The organism is Chromobacterium sinusclupearum (assembly GCF_002902845.1).
Classification (GTDB): Bacteria; Pseudomonadota; Gammaproteobacteria; order Burkholderiales; family Chromobacteriaceae; genus Chromobacterium; species Chromobacterium sinusclupearum.
In genome coordinates, this window is record NZ_PPTF01000013.1 from 13,742 (window position 1) to 29,871 (window position 16,130).

Sequence of the window (16,130 nt, forward strand, 5' to 3'; positions counted from 1 at the left end):
AATCAAGGGGAGTTCACAAGATGTTCGATGTTGTTCGTAAGGCAGATTTTCCTGAGTACCTGTTCGATCGTTTCCGTAATTGGGGAGCGGTCCAGCGGGGGAGTTATCAGCCGGGCCGTGCCGGCGGATTGGAAGGGAAATACCGTTCGTGTCGTTGCGAGGGTTGCTATGAGGATGAGTCGCCATGCGGCTCATGCATTCGTGAGGCGCAATCTCAGCCGCTCCTGATGCTGGACACGGCGGATGCGGAATTGATTGAAGCTGCCTGGTCTATGTTGCCGGTATCTCGCGTGGAAAAAAAACTGCTGCGCGGGTATTTCTGCAACCGGACGTCAGAAAGCCGTTTGCTGAAGGATACGGGCGTGGACGGCCGGAAGTTCTGGTATCTCATGCTGCGTGGTGCCAAAGAAGTGGAGCAGCAGGCCCGAATCATCGCTTGCAGATCGAAAAGATCGTCGTTAGTATCTCGACCACAATCTGTTCAAACCGCCGCATGGCGTTCAGAAAAGGTGGCGTAGGCCACCTTTGTCGCGCCCGGAAGAAGCCCAAGCTCACGCTTGGGCTTTTTGTTTTTCAGCGGAATGAGTAGTTGTGGTTTCTTCTCTGTCAGGTGTGACGCGCTTTGACGCCCCGGCTTAACGGCTGGGGCGTTTCTTTTTGGAGGCGCATATGGGCGTGGTGAAGGTATCGGGCTATAGCCGGATCGGGCAGGAGATCGCTGGTCGGATTGAGCGGCCAACAGCCAAGGCGCTGACACGGACGGCGGCGGATGTGAAAGCCGCCGAGGTGGCAGAAATGAGCCGGGTGTTTGATCGGCCAACGCCCTACACCTTGCGAGGTGTCTACATGCGCGGGGCGTCTGTGGACAAGGGGCGTGACTATGCCGAGGTGTGGCTGAAGGACTTTGGCGGCAAGGGCGGGGCGGCTGCGGTGTACTTGAAGCCGCAGATCGAGGGCGGCGGACGTCCGCTCAAGCGGTTTGAGCGGGCATTGCAACGCGCCGGGGTGTTGCCGGCGGGCATGTATGCAGTGCCTGGTCGGGATGCTGACCGGGACGCCTACGGCAATATGTCCCGCGCTCAGATCGTGCAGATCCTCAGCTACTTCAATGGGCTTCATGACAGCACGCAATGGATGAGCGACAGGCGCAAGAAAACGCTGGCAAGGGATGGGAAGCGGGGGAAAGGCTTTACCTATTTCGTGCTGCACCAGCGGAAGAACAAGCTGCCGCCGGGCGTCTATAAGCGGCTGGACTATGGCCATGGCCAAGTGGTGATCCGCCCGGTGCTGATCTTTGTCCGTCAGCCAAGGTACACGGCCCGATATCGGTTTCACGATGTCGGCGGCCGGGTGGTGGCGGATCGCTTCCCCGTCCATCTGCGGGTGGCGTGGGGCAGCGGCCGGTAGGGCAACGGGTCCTTCCTGGGTGGGGGTGGCCTACGGGTGTTCGATCCCCGATACCGCGCCAGGCACTGAACTCCTGAGCTAACTAAACTGTTTAGCCTGTTTAGTCCTTAACTTTCAATTTTCTCTTTAAAAAACCCATGAAACCAGAGATCAAGAAAAGCGAGTTCGCCGCGCTGCTCGGGGTCTCGCGTGGCTACATTTCGCAGCTGGCAAAGGCCGATAGGCTAGTCCTATCGGCTGATGGCAACTTGGTTGTGGTCCAGCCCTCGCTGGAGTTGCTGGCGAATACCGCGTCAGCTGAGAAAGCTGGCGTTTCGGCGCGGCACGCGCTGGAGCGCTGGAAAGGCGGCGGCCATGGCATGACGGTTCAGGAGTCGGCGCAAGCCCTGCAGTCAACGGGCCAGGATATGGCGCCAGCCGTTGCGCCGCCGGCGCCGATGCCATCGGCCCGCGAGGTCAATCTCTTTGCTGGCGTGGACTTGAGCAACCCGATGGCCGCCTACAACGCGGCGCGGGCCTCGAACGAGATCAAGCGCGGGCACCAGATCGACATCGAGCTGGCCAAGGCTCGCGGCGCGCTCATATCCCACGATGTCACGGTGAAGCTTGTGGCCGACCTGGCCGCGTCAACGCGGGCGGCGTTTGAGCGCATCCCTGACCGGATAGGCATTCGGATTGCGGCAGAAACCGACCCGCATGTGGTTTACGCGCTTTTGGAGGAGGCAATAGACGAATGCTGCGAAACGCTCAGCAAGCAGACGGCGGAGCTGGCTAGCAAACTGACCCTTTGAGGAGATCACGATGGACATGAGCATCTACGAGCGCCAGGCGCTTGATGCAGTCACGTCCGCGTGGTCTGCAGCTTTCTCGCCGCGGGTGCGGATGCTGGTGAGCGAATGGGCGGACATGCATCGCGTGCTGACCAGCGCGGAAACCTCGATGCCCGGCCCATGGCGTACCGGCGTGGTGCCGTTCATCCGTGAAATCATGGACAGCCTCAGCGCCGGCAGCGGCGTCGAGACCGTGGTGTTCATGAAGCCGACGCAGGTTGCGGGCACCGAGAGCTTGATCAACTGGACCGGCTACAGCATCGACCAATCGCCGGGGCCGATGATGGTGGTGCAGCCGACCATCGAGCTGGCCGAGCTGTGGTCGAAACAGCGCCTGGCCAACATGATCAGCGGCAGCGAGACGCTGCGAGCCAAGATCCCGCCGGCGCGCAGCCGCGATGGCGGCAATACCACGCTGCTGAAGGAATACCCCGGCGGCGTGCTGCGGATGAGCGGCGCCAACTCCGCCATCAGCCTGCGCTCCATGCCAGTGGGCAAGCTGGGGCTGGATGAGGTGGACGCCTACCCGGACGATCTGGACGGCGAGGGCGACCCGATCGGCCTGGCGCTGGAGCGGACCAACAACTTTCCGCGCCGCAAAATCTATATGTGCTCGACGCCGACCGTGCGCGGCGCCAGCAATATCGAGAAGTGGTTCGAGCGCAGCGACCAGCGCCGCTACTACGTGCCATGCCCGCATTGCCTGCACAAGCAGCATTTGCGCCATCAGCAGTTCCGCTACAAGTTCGAGGAGGGGCGCGATGGCGACCCGGACGCGCTGACGGATGCCGTGTATGTCTGCGAGTCCTGCGAAGAGGAAATACCGGAGCATCACAAGACATGGATGCTGGAAAACGGCGAGTGGGTCGCCGCGTATCCAGACCGCAAAATCCGCGGCTATCACTTGAACAGCTATTACTCGCCGGTTGGCCTGGGGCGGACGTGGAAAGAGCGCGCGGTTCAGTTCGTGCGGGCCTCGAAAGACCCGGTAGAGCTGAAGCGATTCATCAACACGGCCTTGGCCGAAACCTGGGAGGATCGCGCCGCCAGCGTCAAGTTCAATGAGCTGATGCAACGGGTGAAGCCGTACCGGCAACGGATGATCCCTGCCAGCGTGCTGCTGCTGACCGCTGGCATCGATACCCAGGATGACCGGCTGGAATGCTACGTGTGGGGCTGGGGCCGCGATCAGCGTTGCCACTTGATCGACCGCATCATGCTGTATGGCGATCCGGCCGAGGTGGGGACGCCAGAACAGCCCAACGTCTGGCAGCGGCTGGCTGACGTGCTGAACGGCAGCTACCGCAATCTGTTTGGCGTGGACATGCACATCGAGGCCGCCGCGATCGATACGGCGGGCCACCGCAGCCAATACGCTTACCGCTTCGTCCGCAACTGGAAAGGGCGGACGCGCCTGTTTGCCGTGATCGGCCGGGCCAACAAGCCATTGATCAGCCGGCCCTCCTCTGTCGATGTAGAGGACGGCGGCGCCATGCTCAAGAACGGCCTTAAGCTGTGGACGGTTGGGGTGGATCACGCCAAATCGACGCTGTTCAGCTGGCTGATCGCTGACCGGCAAGCATTCGAGGAAGGGGGAGAGCTGTTCGTCAACTTCCCGGACGATTTGGACGAAGATTTCTTCCAGCAGCTGACGGCCGAGGTGTACGACTCGGTCAACCGCAAATGGAAGAAGCGGACAGGGCAGGTGCGCAACGAGGCGCTGGACTGCTGGAACTATGCCTACTTTGCAGCCTGCGCGCCGCCGTTGCGCATCCAGAATGCGCAGCCGGCGGATTGGGACCAGCGCGAGGCGGTGATGCAGCCGCGCGTGCTGGACCTGTTCGGCGCCAGCGGCGGCAATGCCGCTGCACCGCCTGCAGCCCAGCCAGAAACCGAAACACGCCCCGCCATGAGCGGGGCTTCTTCATCTCCGGCCGCTGATGGCGGCTGGCTGGACGATGTCAGAGAGGATTATTTATGACCACCTGGACGCTAGAAAACCTGCGCGCCTTGGAAGATGCGATCGCCAGCGGCGAGCTGGAAATCTACCGCGACGGCATGCGGGTGCAATACCGCTCGATCGCAGAGCTGCAGCGCGCCTATGACATGGTGCGCAGCCAGCTGGAACGGACAGGGCAGCTGCAAACGGCCGCTTCTTCTCTGCCGTCCGTCACCTATGCCGCATTCACTCGGGACTAAGCGATGAACTGGCTCGACAATCTGATCGGCGCAGTCATGCCAGAGCGCGCGGTTCGCCGTTGGCAGGCCCGCCAGGCGCTGGGAGAAATCCGGGCGTATGAGGGGGCCAAGCGCGGGCGCCGCACGGCTGGCTGGGTCACCAGCGGCAGTTCGGCCAACGCGGAAAACCAGATGGCGCTGCCCACGCTGCGCAATCGCAGCCGCGATCTGGTCCGCAATAACCCTTGGTGCAAGAAAGCGCTGGAGTCGTGGACCGGCAATGTGGTCGGCTCCGGCATCCGCTGCAACCTGGCCAGCCACAAGAAGCTGGGCAAGGCCTACAAGCGCTGGGCAAACAGCCGCAAATGTGATGCGGACGGCCATCTCAACCTGTACGGCCTGCAGGCGCTTGCCGCGCGGACCATGTGGGAAAGCGGCGAGGTGCTGGTGCGCGTGCGCTGGCGCCGGCCGCAGGACAAGCTCGCCATCCCCTTGCAGTTCCAGGTGCTGGAGCCGGACTACTTGGACAGCGACAAGACGCAGGATCTAGACAACGGCGGGTACATCCTGTCCGGCATCCAGTTCAGCGTGATTGGCCAGATTGAGGGCTATTGGCTGTTTGACCGCCATCCCGGCGAGATCGGCCGGCTGTCGCGCTCGCTGCAGTCCAAGTTCATTCCCGCTGAGGAGATCATCCATTGCTTCCGCAAGACGCGGCCCGGCCAGGTGCGCGGCGTGCCGGAGCTGGCGCCGGTGATCATGCGGGCGCGCGATCTGGACGACTACGAGGACGCCGAGCTGACGCGGAAAAAAGTCGAGGCTTGTTTCAGCGTCTTCATCACCAGCGGCGACAGCGGCAATAGCAGCATCGGCGCCGTGGAGCGGGAAGACAAGCCCGCCGGCCGCATGGTGGAAAAGATCGCGCCAGGCCTGATCAAGCGGCTGGGCATGGGCGAGTCGGTGTCGTTCGGCCAGCCCACGCCATCCGGCGGTTATCCGGATTACACCCGCGACCAGCGCCGCGCGTTGGCGGCCGGCGGCATGGTCACTTACGAGATGCTGACCGGCGACTACAGCCAGGTGAACTACAGCAGCTCGCGTGCCGGGCTGCTGGAGTTCCGCCGCAATGCCGAGGGCTGGCAGTGGCTGACCTTCATCCCTGGCCTGTGCGAACCGATGGTCGAGCTGTTTCTGAAAGCCGCCGCGCTGAAAGGCTTGGGCGAGCTGGAAGACGATTTCGAGCTGGACTTCACCACGCCGCGCTGGGATTGGGTGGACCCGGTCAAGGACATGATCGGCGAGCTGCTGGAAGTCGCCAGCGGCGCCAAGTCGTTGTCCGAGCTGGCACGCCGCCGCGGCGTCGATCCGCAAACCATGTGGCAGGAGCTGGCCAAGGACTACGCGGAGCTGGCCAAGCTCGGCATTCCGATCAATCTGAACAACCTGATCGCCATCGGCGCCGAGACCGACCCGCCAGATCCAGGCGACCCAGCAGACAGCAAGCAAACCAAGCCCCGCAAACGCGGGGTTTCGCATTCCAGGAGGAAAGAACATGCCTGATACCCGCACCCCGGCGGCGCCGGAGGTGATTACCCGCAATAGTCTGCCGCTGGTCAGCGCGCGGGCGGCGGTGTCCTCGGTCAATGTCGAGGCCCGCACGGTTGAGCTGGTCTGGTCTACCGGCGCCACGGTGCGCCGCTTTGACTGGAACCGCTGGCAACCCTTCGACGAGGAATTGTCGATGGAGCCGGGCGCGGTGCGGATGGGCCGCCTGACCGGCGGCGCCGCGCTGCTCAATACCCATTTCCAGCTGAGCCTGGAAGGGCAGATCGGCGTAGTCGAGGAGGCCCGGCTGCAGGACGGCGAGGGCTGGGCGCGTGTGCGTTTCAGCAAACGCGCCGATGTCGAGCCGTATTGGCAGGACGTGGTGGACGGCATCATCCGCAACGTCAGCGTGGGCTACATCGTCCACGCCTATCAGATCACCGAGGCGCCGGATGGCGGCGTGGCCCGCTATCTGGCCATCGACTGGGAGCCTTACGAAATCAGCCTGGTGCCGGTGCCGGCGGATGCCGACGCTGGCGTCCGCAGTGCCAGCCGCCCCGACAATGCGCCGGCCTATCCGGTGCGCTACCTGCAACCCGAACACGCTACACAACCCGAATCTGCCGGCGAGCCGGCATCTGAACCGGAAAACCGCAATCAACCCGAGGACAATCCCATGCCGCAAACCGAAGACAACCAAGCGACTGTTGCCGTAAACGAGAACGAGGTCCGCGCCGCCGCCATTCGGCAGGAAAACCAGCGCCAGGCGCAGATCCGCAAGTTGACCGATCTGTATCCGCAGTTTGGCGCCGATTTTGCCCGTTCCCTGCTGGACGACACCAACTGCACCATTGATCGCGCCCGCGAACTGGTGCTGGAGCGCCTGGCCGAGCAGAGCAGCCAGAACCAAACGCGCAGCCACGCCAACGTGCAGACGGTGCAGGATGAGACCGAGACCCGCCGCCGCGCCATGGGCGAGGCCATCTTCCAGCGCTCGTTTACCTCCAGCCAGCACAGCGCAGAAAACCGCGAGCTGGCCCGCCAGTTCCGCGGCATGAACCTGACTGACATGGCGCGTGAATGCGTGGAGCGCGCCGGCGGCAATGTGCGCGGCCTGACCCGCTCTGAAATCGTCGAGCTGGCGCTCAACAACAACCGCGCCGGCGGCATGCATACCACCAGCGATTTCCCGGTGATCCTGGCCAACGTGGCGAACCGCGCCATGATGCAGGGCTATCAGCTGGCGGGGCAGACGTTCTGGCCGCTGGTCCGCCGCGGCACGCTGGCCGACTTCAAGGAAAAATCCTTCCTGCAGCTTGGCAACCGTGTGGATCTGAAGGAAGTCACCGAAGCCGGCGAATTCGAGATCGGCACGCTGAACGATGCCGGCGCCGAACGCATGAAGCTGCGCACCTACGGCCGCATCATCAACATCAGCCGTCAGGTGATCATCAATGACGACTTGGGTGTGTTCAATGACCTGTCGTCCAACTTTGGCCGCTCCGCCGCCAACCTGGAAAGCAATCTGGTGTGGGGCCTGATCACCAACTCGCCCAAGCTGCGCGATGGCAAGCCGCTGTTCCATGCAGACCACCGCAATATCGGCGCGGGTGGCGCCATCAGCATCGAGGGGATTGATGCGCTGGACCAGCTGATCGGCATGCAAACCGAGCCGGGCACCGAGGAGGATCTGAATCTGTACGGCCAGTACATCCTGGCGCCGCGCAGCATGCGCCTGGCAGCGCAAAAGGCGATCGGCTTTGTCTCCGCCACCAAGGTGGACGATCTGAACCCGCTGGCAGGCCAGTACCAAGTGATCACCGAGCCGCGCCTGCAGCGCGCCGATCCCAAGTCCTGGTATTTGGCCGCAGGCCCGGAAGCTGCGCCGAGCATCGAGATTGCGTATCTGGATGGCCAGGAAGGTCTGTACACCTCGTATCAGGAAGGTTTCGAGGTCGATGGCGTGCAGGTCAAGGCGCGGCTCGATGTCGGCGTCGGCCTGATGGATTATCGCTGGATCGCCAAGAATCCGGGCGCCAAGTAAACCCGCACGGCCTGGCGGTTTGCCAGGCTGGCTCAACTGGAGAACAACATGCGAAACAAGATTTACAGCGGCGACACGCTGACCCTGCCGGCGCCGTATGACGTGGTGTCCGGTGCGCCGGTGCTGATCGGCAACCTGTTTTTGGTGGCGTCGGTGGACGCCAAGAAAGGCGAGCCGTTCAGCGGCGAAGCGGAAGGCGCTTTCTCGCTGCCCAAGGCGGTGGATGCGGTATTCGCCATCGGCGATCCGGTCTATTTCGACCCGGCCGGCCGCGTATGTGCCGCCAAGGCGGCGGGGGCGCATCTGGTGGGCGTGGCCATCGCTGCTGCCGGCAACGGCGCGGGCGCTGTCGCGGTGCGCTTGAACGGCGTCACCACCACGGTGGCGGCGTAATGCGCTCGGCGCGCGAGCGCTTGGCCAGCGCGGCGAGGCGGCTAGGCTCGCTGCGCCTGCAGGGCGAGTTGATCAAACTGGACGGCCGGGAGATTCCGGCCGTTTTTCATTGCAACGCTCAAAACGCCAGCGGGCTGGGCGGCATGGTGCTGGATGAACAGTCCAGCGCCTGGCTGATCATCCAGCCGGAAGACCTGCCGGCCGGCAAACTGACCGGCAGGCGGGTGGAGGCGGGCGGCCAAGCGTTTGAGGTGCGCGGCAAGCCCTTGCGGACCTCCGCCGGCGACTGGCGCATCGATCTGAAAGAGATCAAGCCATGAAGCGCCGCCACGATCTGCAAATGGCCGTGGCCGGTCTGATTCGGCCGCTGCTGAGTCCGGATGTCCTGTTCTGCATCGACCGGGAGGAGCCATTCGAGGCGGATCACTTGCCGGCGATCAACCTAAGCCGCTTGTCCGACTCGGTGAAGGAAGCCGCCGCGCAAGGCGGGATGGTCCAGCAGCGGCGCCAGCTGATGCTGAGCCTCGATCTCTACGCCGAGGGCGAATCCCGTTATGCGCTGCTGGATGTCATCGAGGGCGATATCTACCGCGCTCTGCTCACGCTGGGCGATGCGTGCCTGGGTCAGGGCGAGACCATCATGATAGGCGGCGCAGAGTTTGATCAGGAAACGCTGCTGGCTGTGGTTTGCGCCACCCGCATTCCCATCACCATCGACTACACCATTACCCTGTAAGGAATCGACATGCCGAAACTGTATACCTACAACGGCAAGGGCCAGCTGTACGTTGCCATCAAGGGCAGCGGCCGTTTTGTGCCGCTGTGCAATATCGAAAAGCTGGCATTCACGCCGCAGATGAAGGACGAGGAACTGCTCAACACGCAAACGCTGGCCGGCGGCCAGCTGGATGTGGTGACGGAGGTCACTGGCGTGGAAATCGCCATCGGCGGCATCAGCCAGTACAGCCCGGATGTGCTATCGCTGCTGCTCAAGGGCGCGTCTACCAATGTCGCGGCGGGCACGGCGACGGAGACCGTCAAAATCTACCGCAACTGCCTGGCGCCGGTATCCAAGCCGATTGACTGGTCCAAGCCGGTAACGGTCAAGGCCAGCGCCGGCGCCAAGGGCACGGTCAAGGACTTGACCGAGGGCACGCACTGGATGCGCAGCGGTGCCGGCATCCGCGTGCTGGACGTGGCCGCGTTGCTGGATGGCGACCCGGTAGACATCCAGTACACCTCGCTGGCCATCAGCCAGACCGAGGCGCTGACCACGCCCAACGTCGAAGTGGAGCTGCAGTTCGAGGGGCTGAACGCCGCGGACAGCGGCAATCCGGTGATCGTGCGCGCTTACCGTTGCCGTCTGGGCGCTGGCGGTTTGGACCTGTTGCAGTCCGATGGCTTCAGCAAGTCCGACCTTAGCGGCAAGCTGATGATGGACCCGAACCGTTTAGGCGTGGGGCTGAGCCAGTTCTTCACGGTGATGCAGGTTCAGTAATAGCAAAATGTCATTTCATGGTAGTCTATGCCTTCAATATGTTTAATGTGGACATTTTATGGCTACCATAAAAATTCATGCAGGTGACTTCCCGAAGGGTGATTGCCAATACTATTCGTCGATCATTTCATTCCCGTGGACGTGGGGGGATGGACTTTTTGGGAAGAAGTTAGATTTGCGAAAGGAATTGCAGCATGTAGAAGTGGCAAACGAAGAAAGTGTAAAAAAGTGGGGTGGCACTATTGGGTGGGGAGCAGTTGGTGGCGCTTTGCTTGGGCCGGTTGGTCTCTTGGCTGGTCTGTTGTTGGGTGGTAAGAAAAAAGAAGTGACCTTCATTGCAGTTATGAAGGATGGTAAAAAAATCTTAGCCACAACGGACAGTAAAACTTACACAAGTATTTTGTCATTGGCATTTAAGTAATTGGTTTTTCTTTTCAATTTAAGCCCGCCTTGATGGCGGGTTTTTTTATGGAGAATCACATGGCTTTTGTCGTGAAGCAAAACCCCACTATCCGCTGGCCGATCAGGGTGCAGCTGCTGGCCGATGGCGGCCTGACCGATAAGCACGAATTCATGGGTGTGTTCAACCGACTGCCGCCGGAACAGGTGGTGGCGCTGGCGCAAGAGGGCGTAAGCGAGGAGGCGTCCTTCCCGCAGTTGCTGCAGGCCAACGTGGACAAGTTTGCCCGCCTGCTGGTTGGCTGGGAGGGCGTAACCGATGCGGACGGTCAGCCGCTGCCGTTCAGTCTGGATCTGTTGCGCCAGTTGGTCACCGGGCCGGATGGCGCTGCGTTCAGTCGCGGCATCTGGGAGGCGATCAACGAGCTGACCTACGGCGCCCGCGAAAAAAACTGACCGAGATCGGGCGCGCGTTGGCTGGCGGCGCGTCCGATGTCGAGGTCTGGCCGGACTGTGTGCCGGCGCTGGAATTGGCGCTGGCCTGTCGCAGCCAGCTGCTGGTGGCGCCGATGGGCGGCGTGATGGGGCTGCGCTATGAGGGGGTAGAGGCGGCTATGAATATGCGCGGCGTGCCGCCGGACCAGCGCGCGGAATTGCTGCGCGACATTCAGGTAATCGAGATGGCCATGGTGGACGCCATGGCGCGGAGGTAAAGCATGGCTCAGCCCATCAGTTCCATTGTGATCGATATCCGGGCGGATACCGCCAGCATCCGCCGGGATATGAACCAACTGCAGTCCGCTGTCGATAGCGGGTTTTCGCGGATCGAGACGCGCGCCCGTTCCGGCGTGGATAGCATCGAGCGCATGTCTGCCTCGTTCAACAGGCTGAAATCTGTTGTGGGCGCCGTGGGTGGTTTCCTGCTGGCGGAGCGAGCCATCAGCGCGGTGGGCGAGGCGATGGCGCGCATCCCGCAGATGGGGGTGGAATTCGCCAACCAGATGGAAACCATGCAGGTCGGCATGGCTGGCACCCTGGCCAGCATGGCCACGCTGGATGGCAAGGCGCTGTCGATGAAGGATGCGCTGGCGCTGTCCGCCAAGCTGACCAGCCAGCTGGCGGACGATGCCGCCAAAACCGCGGCCAGCACCCAGGAGCTGGTCAGCGGCTTCAATGCCATGCTGGGGCCGGGCCTGCAGGCCAAGATGAGCATCGACCAGATCCGGCAGCTTTCCACCGTAGGCATCAACGCGGTGAAATCGCTTGGTTTGGAAGGCAGCCAGATCGTGCAGGAGATGCGGTCTATCCTGACCGGCAACATCACCAGCGATTCGCAGCTGGCGACGGCTTTGGGCATTACCAACAAGGACATTGCCAAGATCAAGCAGGATGGCGGCGACCTGTTTGATTACCTGATGAAGCGTCTGCAGGGCTTTGCCGAAAGCAGCGACTACTACTCCAAGACCATGGTCGGCCTGATGGACGCATCCAAGGAAATGGTGTCCAAGGCCGCGGCGGAAGGGATGGAGCCGTTGCGGGAGGCGGCGAAGGGCTGGCTGACCGATTTCAACGAGTCGTTGAGCAACGATGCCCAGCGGCGCCAGTTTGTGGAAGGCCTGCGCGAGATCAGCGGCGGAATGGTCAGCGTGGTCCGCTTTGCCGGCGATGCCGGCCGGGCGCTGTATGAATACCGGGGTGTCATCGAGTTGGTGGTGGGGGCGCTGGTGGCGCTGAAGGCGGCCCAAATGGCAGGCGCAGTTGGTTCAGCCGTAGGAAACCGGCTGACTCAACCCATCGGCAATATCATTGCATCGCAAGAGAAAGCGCAGCAGGCCCGGGTCGATGCAATGGCCGAGGCCAACGCCGCCGGCCTGGCCGAGCGCAGGGCGCAGGCTGACAGAGCCGCCGCGCTGGCCGAACTGGAGCGGGCGCGCGCCACGTCTGCCCGCACCGCGCAGACGGTGCTATCCCTGCAGGCGGATCGGGAAAAACTGGCGCTGGACGCGGCGCTGACTCAGGGCGCGGTGCGTCAGATTGAGCAGTCTGGAAGCCTGGCGACGGCCAAGGCCATGGTGGCGGAAGCCGACATGGCGGCCAAGGCGGCGGCACTGGAATTGTCCGCCGCCGAGCAAGCGCGCAGCGCGCAGACGGTGGGCAGCGCCGCTGCCTATGAGCGGCTGCAGCTGGCCCAGGCGGTCAGCACCAAGGCGGCTGCGGATCTGGCGGCGGCCAAAGCCATCGAGGCGGCCGAGCAGGATCGGCTGTCGCAGGCGCAGAGCCGCGCGCTGGCGATGGCCAATGCGCTCACGGAAGCGGATGCCCGGCTGGCGGCGGCTGAGGCGGCAGCGGCTGAAGCCGCATCCGCGCAAACGGCCGCGGTCGGTCGGGCGGCTGTCGCGGCGGAGGCGGCCAGTGTCGCGCAGCGCCAGCTTGCGGTAGCAACGCAACAGGCGAGCGTGGCATCCCAGGCGGCCGCCGTGGGGCTGAATGTGGCGCGTGGTGCTATGTCGTTGCTGGGTGGGCCGATTGGTGTCGCTACGATGGCCATCGGGGCATTGATCATCTACTGGAACGATGTCGCTGCCGCCGCCGGCAATGCTGCGGCCAAGCACGAGCAAGCCGCTAAACGCATTCAGCAGGCTGCGATAAAGGCCAGCATCCCCGCAATCAAGGATGAGATCGCCGCAGCGCAAAAGCTGGTGGATGAGTACGGCAAGAAGTACGACGACTATATCCACAAGGGCAAGGTCAATCCGCAGGCCACGGCCGAGCATCTGAAGCGGATCAGCGAGGCTACCACGCTGCGAGATGAGGCCAAGAAAGCGCTGGAGCAGGCCAAGCAGAAGCAGGCTGACGAAGCGCTGAAGTCTATCGACAAGTATTCCGGCGAGCGCCGCGATACTGCTGCCGGGCAGCAGGTGGTCAAGCCGAAATTCAACAACGCTCTGCAGAACTACCTGGAAGACGGCAAGCATAAGACCAAGGAGGAGAAGTACAAGCAGGCGCTGGAGGAGGAAAGCGCTGCATTCCGTGGGGCGGTGGACGGGCTGGATAAGGGTAGCGCCGAGTACCAAGACGCGCTGAAGCACCACAATGCGCGCATCGCTGAGATCAAGGAAGAGCACAGCAAAGGCGCGGAATCTGCCGCCAAGAAGGCCGCGCGCGAGGCCGCCAAGGAGATGGAGCAGGTCAGCGACCTGATCAACAAGAGCGCAGGCATCAGCCCGACCTACAACAACAAGCTGGCTGTGCTGCAGAAGGTATTCGGGGAAGGCAAGATCACGCTGGATCAATACCGCGCCGCGGTAGAAAAGCTGATCGCCACCGAGACGGATCTCGGCAAAGAGGCCGACAAGCTGGTCAAGCGCCAGAAGGAGGTGCTGGCCGGCCTGGACGCCCAGGCGCTGGAGCAGGCGCAGGTCAATCAGCGCGAATATGCAGGGCTGGGCCAGGGCGATCGCTTCCGCAAGGAAAGCGAGGCGCTGGACCAGATCAGCAAGCACGCGGTGGACGCCAAGAAGCGGCTGGCCGAAGACCTGGACCTGAATCTGATCGATCCTGCCGCCTATCAGCGCGCCCTGGACGCGATCGACGCCAGCACTGGCCGCATGGTGGCGGACCAGCGGGCGCACTTCGCCGCCATGCAGCAGGCCGCTGGCGACTGGTCGCTGGGCGCCAGCCGCGCGCTGGAAAACTACGCTGATCACGCCCGCGATGTGGCGGGGCAAACCGAGGAGATGTTCAGCCGCGCATTTGGCGGCATGGAGGATGCGCTGACCAAGTTTGTCATGACCGGCAAGCTGTCGTTCGCAGATTTCGCCAATAGCGTGATCGAGGATCTGATCCGCATCCAGATCCGCCAGAGTATGGCGGGTATGTTGGGCGGCGGGCTGAACAGCATGATGGCAGGCATGTTCCAGACCAGCGGCCCGGCGGCGCCAATCGTGGCGGGCACGTTGGGATTTTCGACGGGTGGTCCGGTTTTTGGCCCGGGTTCAGCAACCAGCGACAGTATCCCGGCCATGCTGTCGAACGGCGAGTTCGTGGTGCGCGCCGCGGCGGTGGATCACTATGGCCTCGGCACGCTGCATGCGCTCAATGCCAAAAAGCTGGCGACGGGCGGCGGGGTGGGGCGGGCGTCCGGCAATGCTGGGCGGTATGTGGCGCCGGATGCGCCGCAGGTGCCGGCCAGGGCCGCGCCTGAGTCGATCCGAGTGGAGCTGGTCAACAAGGGCGGCCAGCCGCTGCAGGCTACCAGCGCCCAGCCGCGGTTTGATGGGCGCGAGATGGTGATCAGCGTGGTGCTGGAGGATATCCGGCGCGGCGGGCCTATCCGCGAAGCAATCAAGAATGTGAGGTAAGCATGCCAATACCGCAATTCCCCGGCTATGCGCTGATGCTGGCCGAGGGCTACGCCGAGGAGGCGAACTACGGTGTTCAGCGCACTGAAATGGACGGCGGCCTGCCCAAGCAGCGCCGCCGTTTCTCTGTGCCGCTGGTCAGCCGGTCACTGACCGTGAAGTTGCGTAGCGACGCCGATCGGCTGCGTTTTGATGCCTGGCTGCGGGATGATCTGGCCGGCGGGGTGGAGTGGTTCAGCTTCCCCGATCCGGTGAGTGGCCAGGTCAAGCGAGGCCGGCTGACGGGCCAGCCGGCCTGCCGCTGGCAGCGCGATGGGCCGCAGAAGTGGAAGGCGCAGCTGCAAATTGAAACAGTCGGGTAGTGCATAGGACGAGATGGGTGTGTAGTGCTATTCTTATGGCATGCGCGTGTTTCTTCATGTCTACTTCGAGGCTAATATGATTTCTGTTGCTAATGAAATTGAGAAGTTAGTTGAACTGAAAGAGAGGGGTGTAATTTCTCAAGAAGACTTTGAGGTCCAAAAAAGGAGATTGCTTTCTGGTGATAATGTTTCGGAAGAGAAAATATTTTTCTCTGGTGATGGTGTTAAAATTACAACTACATTATTTTCATTGCCAAATAATACTAGCTTTGCAATGAGTGGTGTGACCGCTGTAAGATTACACAAGCAATCGCCTAGCAAGTCACTTCCATTACTACTCATCATTGTTGGATTTTTTTTCTTTTTTGCAGGGGTTAAGACTGGTGCCTCAAGCTTTGGTTCTGTTCTGATTACTATTGGTGTTGTCGTGGCTGCCTTGTCGAAGCCAACATATATTGTTGTGCTTAGTACGGCATCTGGTGAGACACAAGCTTTGAGAAGTAAAAATGAAAAGTGGATGTTGAGCGTGGTAGAGGCATTAAATGCCTGCATTGTTCGACGAGGATAATAAGTTATATTTTTTAGAAAATACCCGCTTCGGCGGGTTTTTGTTTTTCAGGAGACTGAAACATGGCCAGATCCTACTCCCAGCGCGCCCGCGAACAGCTCAATGCCACCAGCGCCGACGACATCATGTTGGTGCTGCTGGAAATCCGGCACCCGCAGCTGGCGGTGCCGGTGCGGGTGGTCAATGACACGCAAAACATCGTAGTCGAGGGCAATGAGTTCATCGCTTGCGCGTTTGACGTCACCCTGCCGGACGATTCAGACAATCAAGTTCCGCAGGCGCGGCTGGAGATCGACAACATCGGCCGCGAGCTGACGCAGTGGCTGGAGCAGTCCGGCGGCGGCGCCGGCGCAACCTGCCGCTTTATTCAGGTGATGCGGTCCACGCCCAATCTCATTGAGTACGACATCACGCTGGATCTGACCGGCTTGTCGATGGACCAGACCAAGGTTTCCGGCACGCTTGGCTATGTCGATTTCCTGAACCAGCCCGCCGTCACTGTCTATTACCGGCCGGAGACCGCGCCGGCCCTGTTCTGATTCGAG

Annotated in this window: 18 protein-coding genes; all 18 read left to right on the forward strand. The window is 62.1% G+C overall.

All coding sequences use genetic code 11. The annotated features are described in order from the left end of the window. Positions 1-20: 20 nt before the first annotated feature. The 18 genes from C2134_RS21105 (at position 21) to C2134_RS02950 (ending at position 16,124) form a co-directional block, all read left to right on the forward strand. Positions 21-518 (forward strand): hypothetical protein, encoded by a 498-nt coding sequence (locus C2134_RS21105; protein ID WP_146042081.1) that lies wholly within the window; start codon positions 21-23, stop codon positions 516-518. A gap of 151 nt (positions 519-669) precedes the next feature. Next, positions 670-1,407 carry a hypothetical protein gene (locus C2134_RS02875; RefSeq protein WP_103317421.1) on the forward strand — a complete coding sequence of 246 codons (738 nt, stop codon included), beginning with the start codon at positions 670-672 and terminating at the stop codon, positions 1,405-1,407. A 137-nt stretch (positions 1,408-1,544) separates the two neighbouring features. After that, positions 1,545-2,198: a hypothetical protein gene (locus tag C2134_RS02880; protein WP_103317422.1), complete on the forward strand. Its 654-nt coding sequence runs from the start codon at positions 1,545-1,547 to the stop codon at positions 2,196-2,198. A gap of 10 nt (positions 2,199-2,208) precedes the next feature. Further along, entirely contained in the window at positions 2,209-4,218 is a 2,010-nt protein-coding gene (locus C2134_RS02885) for a phage terminase large subunit family protein (RefSeq protein ID WP_103317423.1), read from the forward strand. After that, positions 4,215-4,436, forward strand: a complete 222-nt coding sequence (locus C2134_RS02890; protein WP_043621522.1) for a phage head-tail joining protein — start codon at positions 4,215-4,217, stop codon at positions 4,434-4,436. The genes C2134_RS02885 and C2134_RS02890 overlap by 4 nt, the downstream gene beginning before the upstream one ends. A 3-nt stretch (positions 4,437-4,439) precedes the next feature. After that, complete coding sequence (locus tag C2134_RS02895; protein ID WP_103317425.1) at positions 4,440-5,975, forward strand: phage portal protein; 1,536 nt, start codon at positions 4,440-4,442, stop codon at positions 5,973-5,975. Further along, entirely contained in the window at positions 5,968-8,004 is a 2,037-nt protein-coding gene (locus C2134_RS02900) for a prohead protease/major capsid protein fusion protein (RefSeq protein WP_103317427.1), read from the forward strand. The genes C2134_RS02895 and C2134_RS02900 overlap by 8 nt, the downstream gene beginning before the upstream one ends. 48 nt (positions 8,005-8,052) lie before the next feature. Next, positions 8,053-8,397: a DUF2190 family protein gene (locus tag C2134_RS02905; RefSeq protein ID WP_103317428.1), complete on the forward strand. Its 345-nt coding sequence runs from the start codon at positions 8,053-8,055 to the stop codon at positions 8,395-8,397. Beyond that, positions 8,397-8,717 (forward strand): hypothetical protein, encoded by a 321-nt coding sequence (locus C2134_RS02910; protein ID WP_103317430.1) that lies wholly within the window; start codon positions 8,397-8,399, stop codon positions 8,715-8,717. Before C2134_RS02905 ends, C2134_RS02910 begins: the two co-directional genes overlap by 1 nt. Beyond that, the gene (locus C2134_RS02915) at positions 8,714-9,133 is read left to right on the forward strand and encodes a hypothetical protein (protein ID WP_103317432.1); all 420 of its coding nucleotides are present in this window, start codon (positions 8,714-8,716) and stop codon (positions 9,131-9,133) included. The genes C2134_RS02910 and C2134_RS02915 overlap by 4 nt, the downstream gene beginning before the upstream one ends. Before the next feature lie 9 nt (positions 9,134-9,142). Continuing rightward, complete coding sequence (locus tag C2134_RS02920) at positions 9,143-9,895, forward strand: phage tail tube protein (protein WP_103317434.1); 753 nt, start codon at positions 9,143-9,145, stop codon at positions 9,893-9,895. A gap of 58 nt (positions 9,896-9,953) precedes the next feature. Beyond that, on the forward strand, positions 9,954-10,316 hold the full coding sequence (locus C2134_RS02925) for a hypothetical protein (RefSeq protein ID WP_103317435.1): 363 nt from the start codon (positions 9,954-9,956) through the stop codon (positions 10,314-10,316). Between the two features lie 59 nt (positions 10,317-10,375). Beyond that, on the forward strand, positions 10,376-10,750 hold the full coding sequence (locus C2134_RS21450) for a hypothetical protein (RefSeq protein WP_158248682.1): 375 nt from the start codon (positions 10,376-10,378) through the stop codon (positions 10,748-10,750). Between the two features lie 17 nt (positions 10,751-10,767). Beyond that, positions 10,768-11,007 (forward strand): DUF1799 domain-containing protein, encoded by a 240-nt coding sequence (locus C2134_RS21455; RefSeq protein WP_043621547.1) that lies wholly within the window; start codon positions 10,768-10,770, stop codon positions 11,005-11,007. Positions 11,008-11,010: 3 nt separating this feature from the next. Next, positions 11,011-14,655 (forward strand): phage tail tape measure protein, encoded by a 3,645-nt coding sequence (locus tag C2134_RS02935; protein ID WP_103317438.1) that lies wholly within the window; start codon positions 11,011-11,013, stop codon positions 14,653-14,655. A 2-nt stretch (positions 14,656-14,657) separates the two neighbouring features. Then, on the forward strand, positions 14,658-15,017 hold the full coding sequence (locus tag C2134_RS02940) for a hypothetical protein (RefSeq protein WP_103317440.1): 360 nt from the start codon (positions 14,658-14,660) through the stop codon (positions 15,015-15,017). Positions 15,018-15,093: 76 nt separating this feature from the next. Beyond that, positions 15,094-15,585 carry a DUF6232 family protein gene (locus tag C2134_RS02945; RefSeq protein WP_158248683.1) on the forward strand — a complete coding sequence of 164 codons (492 nt, stop codon included), beginning with the start codon at positions 15,094-15,096 and terminating at the stop codon, positions 15,583-15,585. Positions 15,586-15,647: 62 nt separating this feature from the next. Next, a complete protein-coding gene (locus C2134_RS02950) occupies positions 15,648-16,124 on the forward strand; it encodes a DUF1833 family protein (RefSeq protein WP_103317443.1) in 477 nt (158 codons plus the stop codon). Positions 16,125-16,130 lie beyond the last annotated feature (6 nt).

Bases quoted from the DNA above. Each gene is read 5' to 3' on its own strand.
- C2134_RS21105 (WP_146042081.1), top strand. From the start codon at position 21: ATGTTCGATGTTGTTCGTAAGGCAGATTTTCCTGAGTACCTGTTCGAT.
- C2134_RS02875 (WP_103317421.1), top strand. From the start codon at position 670: ATGGGCGTGGTGAAGGTATCGGGCTATAGCCGGATCGGGCAGGAGATC.
- C2134_RS02880 (WP_103317422.1), top strand. From the start codon at position 1,545: ATGAAACCAGAGATCAAGAAAAGCGAGTTCGCCGCGCTGCTCGGGGTC.
- C2134_RS02885 (WP_103317423.1), top strand. From the start codon at position 2,209: ATGGACATGAGCATCTACGAGCGCCAGGCGCTTGATGCAGTCACGTCC.
- C2134_RS02890 (WP_043621522.1), top strand. From the start codon at position 4,215: ATGACCACCTGGACGCTAGAAAACCTGCGCGCCTTGGAAGATGCGATC.
- C2134_RS02895 (WP_103317425.1), top strand. From the start codon at position 4,440: ATGAACTGGCTCGACAATCTGATCGGCGCAGTCATGCCAGAGCGCGCG.
- C2134_RS02900 (WP_103317427.1), top strand. From the start codon at position 5,968: ATGCCTGATACCCGCACCCCGGCGGCGCCGGAGGTGATTACCCGCAAT.
- C2134_RS02905 (WP_103317428.1), top strand. From the start codon at position 8,053: ATGCGAAACAAGATTTACAGCGGCGACACGCTGACCCTGCCGGCGCCG.
- C2134_RS02910 (WP_103317430.1), top strand. From the start codon at position 8,397: ATGCGCTCGGCGCGCGAGCGCTTGGCCAGCGCGGCGAGGCGGCTAGGC.
- C2134_RS02915 (WP_103317432.1), top strand. From the start codon at position 8,714: ATGAAGCGCCGCCACGATCTGCAAATGGCCGTGGCCGGTCTGATTCGG.
- C2134_RS02920 (WP_103317434.1), top strand. From the start codon at position 9,143: ATGCCGAAACTGTATACCTACAACGGCAAGGGCCAGCTGTACGTTGCC.
- C2134_RS02925 (WP_103317435.1), top strand. From the start codon at position 9,954: ATGGCTACCATAAAAATTCATGCAGGTGACTTCCCGAAGGGTGATTGC.
- C2134_RS21450 (WP_158248682.1), top strand. From the start codon at position 10,376: ATGGCTTTTGTCGTGAAGCAAAACCCCACTATCCGCTGGCCGATCAGG.
- C2134_RS02935 (WP_103317438.1), top strand. From the start codon at position 11,011: ATGGCTCAGCCCATCAGTTCCATTGTGATCGATATCCGGGCGGATACC.
- C2134_RS02940 (WP_103317440.1), top strand. From the start codon at position 14,658: ATGCCAATACCGCAATTCCCCGGCTATGCGCTGATGCTGGCCGAGGGC.
- C2134_RS02945 (WP_158248683.1), top strand. From the start codon at position 15,094: ATGATTTCTGTTGCTAATGAAATTGAGAAGTTAGTTGAACTGAAAGAG.
- C2134_RS02950 (WP_103317443.1), top strand. From the start codon at position 15,648: ATGGCCAGATCCTACTCCCAGCGCGCCCGCGAACAGCTCAATGCCACC.